5 protein-coding genes are annotated in these 7,176 nt (G+C 67.7%); all 5 read left to right on the top strand.

The window, feature by feature from the left end; all coding sequences use genetic code 11:
* Positions 1–1,545, top strand: a 1,545-nt coding sequence (locus J6500_RS31340; RefSeq protein ID WP_225716564.1) for a sensor histidine kinase, incomplete at its 5' end; no start/stop codon positions are given.
* Positions 1,542–3,065 carry a tRNA (adenosine(37)-N6)-threonylcarbamoyltransferase complex ATPase subunit type 1 TsaE gene (gene tsaE, locus J6500_RS31335; RefSeq protein WP_225716563.1) on the top strand — a complete coding sequence of 508 codons (1,524 nt, stop codon included), beginning with the start codon at positions 1,542–1,544 and terminating at the stop codon, positions 3,063–3,065. The genes J6500_RS31340 and tsaE, both read left to right, overlap by 4 nt.
* Positions 3,066–3,147: 82 nt before the next feature.
* Positions 3,148–3,468 carry a PilZ domain-containing protein gene (locus tag J6500_RS31330; protein ID WP_225716562.1) on the top strand — a complete coding sequence of 107 codons (321 nt, stop codon included), beginning with the start codon at positions 3,148–3,150 and terminating at the stop codon, positions 3,466–3,468.
* Positions 3,469–3,643: 175 nt separating this feature from the next.
* Positions 3,644–4,366 (top strand): nucleotidyltransferase family protein, encoded by a 723-nt coding sequence (locus tag J6500_RS31325; protein WP_225716561.1) that lies wholly within the window; start codon positions 3,644–3,646, stop codon positions 4,364–4,366.
* Positions 4,367–4,567: 201 nt separating this feature from the next.
* Positions 4,568–7,176: double-strand break repair protein AddB (gene addB / locus J6500_RS31320; protein ID WP_225716560.1), on the top strand; the 2,609-nt coding region annotated here is incomplete at its 3' end.

The raw sequence follows: 7,176 nt of genomic DNA, 5'->3' as shown, positions 1-7,176 counted from the left end.
GGCATCGCGATCGACGCCAGCGAAGCGGCGGCGCTGCGCTCTGCGATCGTGCGGATGGTCGAGGCGCACCGGCGCACGCTCGACCAGCTGTCGTCAGGCGTCGCCGTGTTCGATGCCGACCGGCGGCTCACCTTCTACAACGAATCCTACCGGCGGCTGTGGGGGCTCGACCAGGCCTTCCTTGACAGCAACCCCGACGATTCCAGCATCCTCGACCGGCTGCGCGCCAACCGCAAACTGCCGGAGCAGCCGGACTTCCGCGCCTGGAAGGCCAAGCTGCACGAAGCCTATCGCGCGGTCGAATCCGAGACCTACACCTGGTTCCTGCCGGACGGCCGCGCGCTCAGCGTCGTCACCTCACCGAATCTCGAGGGCGGCGTCACCTATCTGTTCGACAACGTCACCGAGAGCCTCGACCTCGCCCGCCGCTTCGACCGCCTGACGCGGGTGCAGCGCGAGACCCTCGACAACCTCGCCGAGGCGGTCGCGGTGTTCGGCAGCAACGGCCGCGCCGAGCTGTTCAACCCGGCCTTCGCCAAGATGTGGAAGCTGTCGGCCGACGCACTCAACGGCGAGCCGCATATCGACGCGGTGGAAGCGCTGTGCAAGCCGATGTTCGACGACATGCTGGCCTGGCGCACCCTGCGCGAATCCGTCACCACGATCGAGAACCGCGCCCAGGTCGCGCTCAAGCTGGAGCGCAAGGACGGCAGCGTCGTCGATTGCATGACGATTCCGCTGCCCGACGGCAAGACGCTGCTCACCTTTCAGGACATCACCGACACCGAGAACGTCGAGCGCGCGCTGCGCGAGCGCAATGAGGCGCTGGAGGCGGCCGACCAGATGAAGGTGGATTTCGTCCACCACGTTTCCTACGAGCTGCGCGCCCCGCTCACCACGATCATCGGCTTCGCCCACTTCCTCAGCGATCCCTCGACCGGGCCGCTGACGCCGAAGCAGGCGGAATATCTCGACTACGTCACGAAATCGACCAACGCTCTGCTGGCGCTGACCAACAACATCCTCGATCTCGCCACCATCGATGCCGGCGCGATGAAGCTCGAGCTCGGCCCGGTCAATATCGCGCAGGCGATCGAGGCCGCCGCCGAGGGCATCCAGGACCGGCTCGCCACCGATCGCATCGCGCTCAAGGTCGACGTCGCGCCCAATATCGGCGGCTTCGTCGGCGACGAGCGGCGCGTGGTGCAGGTGCTCTATAATCTGCTCGCCAACGCCGTCGGATTTTCGCCGCACGATGCCACCGTCACGATCAGCGCGCAGCGGACCGAGCACAGCGTGACCTTCTCGGTGACCGATTCCGGGCCCGGCATCCCGCCCGAGATGAAGGACAAGGTATTCAACTGGTTCGAGAGCCATTCGCACGGCTCGCGGCATCGCGGCGCCGGGCTCGGGCTGTCGCTGGTGCGCTCCTTCGTCGAACTGCATGGCGGCCGGGTGCGCGTCGATTCCGTCGTCGGCAAGGGCACCACCGTGACCTGCGACTTCCCGGTCGATCAGACCGCGCACCGCAACGCTGCGGAATGATCGCGACCTCGACATTCTCGGTGGCACTCGCGAACGAAGCCGCGACGTCGGACCTGATGGCCGATCTGGCGCTGCTGATCGGCGCCGGCGACGTCGTCACGCTATCCGGCGATCTCGGCGCCGGCAAGACCGCGGCGGCCCGCGCGCTGATCCGCTACCTCGCCGACGATGCGACGCTGGAGGTGCCGAGCCCGACCTTCACGCTGGCGCAGAGCTACGAACTGCCGTCATTCGCGCTGGTTCATGCCGACCTCTACCGGATCAACGACGCCAGCGAGCTCGAGGAGATCGGGCTGTCGCCGCTGCCCGACGACACCGTCGCGCTGATCGAATGGCCGGAGCGCGCGCCCGAGGCGATGCCCGATGACCGCATCGATATCGCCTTCAGCCACCGTCCGGCGCTCGGATCGACGGCTCGCGCCGCCGAGATCACCGGCCATGGCAAGGCCGCGGCGAAGGTCGCGCGACTCGAAGCGCTGCGCCAGTTCCTGGAGCGCGCGGGCTTTCTTACCGCACGGCGCGAGCGCATGCCGGGCGATGCCTCGACGCGCTCCTATGCGCGGCTGCGCACCGAGGACGGCAGCGTTATCCTGATGAACTCGCCGCGCCGCCCCGACGGTGCGGCGATCTATAACGGCAGGTCGTACAGCGCCGCCGTGCATCTCGCCGAGGATGTGACGCCGTTCGTCGCGATCGGAAACGGCCTGCGCAAACACGGCTTTTCCGCACCCGCGATCCGGCACACCGATCTCGACGCCGGCTTCCTCATCACCGAGGATTTCGGCAACGACGGGGTGATCGAGGGCGATCCACCGCAACCGATCGCCGAGCGCTACGAGGCCGCGACCGACATGCTGGCGGCGCTGCATCGCGAGACGCTGCCGGACACGCTGCCGGTGACGCCAGAGACGAGCTACGACATCCCGGTGTTCGATATCGACGCCTGGCTGATCGAGATCGGCCTGATGCTGGAATGGTACCTGCCCGAACGCGGCGTCGAACCGAGCGAGGAGCTGCGCGCCGAATTTCTGGGGATGTGGCGCGGACTGCTGGAAAAGCCCGCCGCGGCGGCGCGGACCTGGGTGATTCGGGACTTCCATTCGCCGAACATCATCTGGCTTGCCGAACGCACCGGCATCCTGCGCGTCGGCATCATCGACTTCCAGGATGCGGTGCTCGGGCCCGCCGCCTACGATGTGGTGTCGCTGCTGCAGGATGCGCGGCTCGACGTGCCCGAGCAGCTCGAACTGCAGCTGTTGACCCGCTACATCAAGGCGCGGCGCGCCACCGACGACAGCTTCGACCCGGCGGAATTCGCCGAGCTCTATGCGATCATGTCGGCGCAGCGCAACACCCGCCTGCTCGGCACCTTCGCGCGGCTCAACCGGCGCGACGGCAAGCCGCAATATCTCAGGCACCAGCCGCGGATCTGGACCTATCTCAACCGCTCGCTGGCGCATCCGGCGCTGGCGGCATTCCGCGCATGGTACGAGGCCAACGTCCCTCCCCCGTTACCTTAGGTTTACCGGTTGTTAGCCGCCCGCCGCTTAAGGTTGGGACGGGCCGCGCCGTGGGGACGCGCGGGATCTGGAGCGGGACCAAATGGCGGCGGAACGACGCAGGGGCGATCGTGTCACGTTTGAACGTGGCATTCCGGCGCACATGATGGCGATCGATGGCACCTGGCGCCGCGACTGCATCATGGAAGACGTGTCCGAGACCGGCGCCAAGCTGTCCGTCGAGGGCTCGATCGAGGGCCTGAACCTGAAGGAGTTTTTCCTGCTGCTGTCGTCCACAGGATTGGCCTATCGCCGCTGCGAGCTGGCATGGGTCAATGGCGACCAGATCGGGGTCAATTTTCTGAAACAGGGCGATAAGAAGAAAAAACCTGCCAGGCGCGGCGCCCAGGCTGTCGACGTCTAGACCATGATCCGGAAAGCGCGATGACGATTCAACCAATCTCATCGCGGTTTAGGCCTTCCCGCTGCCAGCGTCTTACTGGCGTCACGTCCGGTGACTATCGCGGTTGGTTAATGTGCCTGTCGAATCGCCGTGATATGATCGGCGCGAAGAGATGATGACCGAGAATATCCGGAAGATGCCCGTTACACCCCATAAAGCCATGGTGCTCGCTGCCGGCCTCGGCGTGCGCATGCGCCCGCTGACCAACACGATGCCCAAGCCGCTGGTGAGCGTGGCCGGCCAGCCGCTGCTCGACCACGTCCTCGACAAGCTCGCCGGCGCCGGCGTCAGCGAGGCCGTCGTCAATGTCCATTATCTGCCCGACCAGATCATCGAGCACGTCAAGACCCGCAGCCGCCCGCGCGTGATCATCTCCGACGAGCGCGACCAGGTGCTCGGCACCGGCGGCGCGGTGGTGAAGGCACTGCCGCTGCTCGGCGAGACGCCGTTCTTCCATCTCAACGCCGATACGATGTGGATCGACGGCGTGCGTTCCAACCTGGCGCGGCTGGCGGAAACCTTCGATCCCGAGCGGATGGACATCCTGCTGCTGATGGCGCCGACTGCGAGCAGTATCGGCTATACCGGCCGCGGCGATTATTCGATGCTGCCGGACGGCGCGCTGCGCAAGCGGCGCGAAAACCAGGTGGTGCCGTTCGTCTACGCCGGCGCCGCAATCATGTCACCCGCACTGTTCGCCGATGCCCCGGCCGGCGAGTTCTCGCTGACCAAGATGTTCGACCGCGCCAACGACCAGGAACGGCTGTTCGGTCTGCGCCTCGATGGCGTCTGGATGCATGTCGGAACCCCCGACGCGATTCAGGCCGCAGAAGAGGCGTTTCTGGAAAGCGTGGCGTAGGCCCAACAACACAGATGGTCATCCCCGCGAAAGCGGGGTATCCAGTACGCCGCGGCCTCTCGATTCCAGCCAAATGTCTCTGGACACTGGGTCACCCGATGCGCAGGTGACGACATTGGGAAGCGGGGATGCATCTTCCTGCACCCATGACCTTGCGGCCATCGCTCCCTATATTGGCGCCTGATTCCGAATCAGGCTGTCATGCGCGTCTTCAGCGTTACACTCTCTGCACCGTTCCTGCGCACCGTCATCGCCGCATTGGTCGACGGCCGGCTGGTCGCGGGATTCGAGGCGCGCAACGATCCGGCCAGGCTTGCCAACGCAACGCTCTATCTGCCGACCCGGCGCGCCGGGCGGCTGGCGCGCGAGATATTCCTCGACGTGCTCGATACCGACGCCGCGGTGCTGCCGCGCATCGTCGCGCTCGGCGACATCGATGAGGACGAGCTCGCCTTCGCCGATCAATCCGACGAGGTCGGCGGCGCCGCGCCGCTCGAGATCCCGCCAAAACTCGGCGAGCTCGAACGCCGGCTGACACTGGCGCATCTGGTGGCGGCCTGGGCGAAGACGCCGGTGTCGGCGCCGCTGGTGGTCGGCGGCCCGGCCTCGACGCTGCAGCTCGCCGGCGACCTGGCGCGGCTGATGGACGACATGGTGACGCGCGGCGTCGACTGGCGCCAACTCGACCGCCTAGTGCCAGACCAGCTCGACAAATACTGGCAGCACTCGCTCGACTTCCTGCGCATCGCGCGCGACGCCTGGCCGAACTATCTGACGGAAATCGGCAAGATCGAGCCCGCGGCACGCCGCGATCTGCTGATCGAGGCGGAAGCCGCGCGGCTGACAAAGCATCGCGCCGGCCCGGTGATCGCCGCGGGCTCGACCGGCTCGATGCCGGCCACCGCGAAATTCCTCCATGCGGTGGCCAAGCTGCCGAACGGCGCCGTGGTGTTGCCGGGGCTCGACACCGATCTCGATGAGGACTCCTGGCGCACGATCGGCGGCGAACGCGGCGACGACGGCAGGTTCACGATGCCGCCGTCCTCGAACCATCCGCAATTCGCGATGCATGCGCTGCTCGACCGCTTGGGCATCCGGCGCCGCGACGTCGAGAGCCTCGCGGCTCCCGCGCCGCAGGGACGCGAGATGCTGGTGTCGGAGACGATGCGCCCTTCGACCGCGACCGCGCAGTGGCACGATCGGTTGGAGCGGCCGGAGATCGCCGCGCGGATCGCCGTCGGGATGGCCAACCTCGCCGTGGTCGAGGCGCCCAATCCTGAGATGGAGGCGCTGGCGATCGCGGTCGCGATGCGCGAGGCGCGGCATCTCGGCAAATCGGCGGCGCTGGTGACACCCGACCGCGCCCTGGCGCGCCGCGTGATGGCGTCGCTGACGCGCTGGAATCTGGAGTTCGACGATTCCGGCGGCGATGCGCTAATGGAGACCGCAGCCGGCGTGTTCGCCCGCCTCACCGCCGAGGCCGCGGCGAAGGGACTGGAGCCGCCGACCTTGCTGGCGCTGCTCAAGCATCCGCTGTTCCGGCTCGGCGGCGCCCACAGCGCGCTGAAGCGTGCGATGGAGGTACTGGAGCTCGCGCTGTTGCGCGGCACGCGGCCGCAACCGGGAACGGCCGGCCTCGCGCGCGACTTCGCGCGCTTTCGCGCCGAACTCGTCAAGCTCAACAGTGGCGAGACTTCCTCGCTGCACAAGGCCGAGCAGCGCGCGCGGCTGCGCGACAGCGATCTCAATCTGGCCGAGGAGCTGATCGCCAGGCTGCAAACGGCGTTGGCGCCCCTCGAGAGCATGGCCGCGTCCAGGCCGTATGATTTTGCCGAGCTGGCCGCGCGCCATCGCGAGGCGGTGATTGCGCTGTCGAGCGACCAGCATGGCGTCGCCGCCGTGTTCGAGGAACGCGCCGGCGCGGTGCTGGCATCGGCATTCGACGAGCTGCTGGCCAAACAGCAGCCGAGCGGGCTGCTGACGCCGCTCGCCGATTATCCCGACGTGTTCCAGACCGCGTTTGCCGACCGCATGGTGCGGCGGCCGGAATCGGCGCGGGCGCAGCTCAACATCTTCGGCCAGCTCGAAGCACGTCTCACCGAATCCGATCGCATCATCCTCGGCGGACTGGTCGAGGGCGTGTGGCCGCCGGCGCCGCGGGTCGATCCGTGGCTGAGCCGGCCGATGCGGCACGAGCTTGGGCTCGATCTGCCGGAGCGGCGCATCGGCCTTTCTGCGCACGACTTCGCGCAACTGCTCGGCCATGACGAGGTGATCCTCACCCACGCCGCCAAGGTCGGCGGCGCGCCGGCGGTCGCCTCGCGCTTCCTGCACCGGCTCGAAGCGGTTGCCGGCGAGGCGCGCTGGAAAGCGGCGAGGGCCGCCGGCGAAATCTACGTGCAATATGCCGCCGAGCTCGACCGGCCCGCCAAGGTCGAGCCGATCCCGCAGCCCGAGCCGCGGCCGCCGCGCGCAGCGCGGCCGCTGAAGATGTCGGTCACCGCGATCGAGGACTGGCTGCGCGATCCCTATACGATCTATGCCCGCCACATCCTGCGGCTCGATCCGCTCGATCCGGTCGACATGCCGCTGTCGGCGGCCGATCGCGGTTCGGCGATCCACGGGGCGCTCGGCGAGTTCACGCAAACCTATGCCGACGCGCTGCCGCCGGACACGATGCGCGCGCTGCGCGAGATCGGCGGCAAGTATTTTGCGCCGCTGATGGAGCGGCCCGAGGCGCGTGCACTGTGGTGGCCGCGCTTCCAGCGCATCGCGGCATGGTTCGCCGAATGGGAGCAGGCTCGGCGCGG

It is taken from the genome of Bradyrhizobium semiaridum (assembly GCF_020329505.1).
Lineage (GTDB): Bacteria > Pseudomonadota > Alphaproteobacteria > Rhizobiales > Xanthobacteraceae > Bradyrhizobium > Bradyrhizobium semiaridum.
Note: the sequence above shows the minus strand (reverse complement) of the source record. Positions and strands in the feature narration are given on the sequence as shown.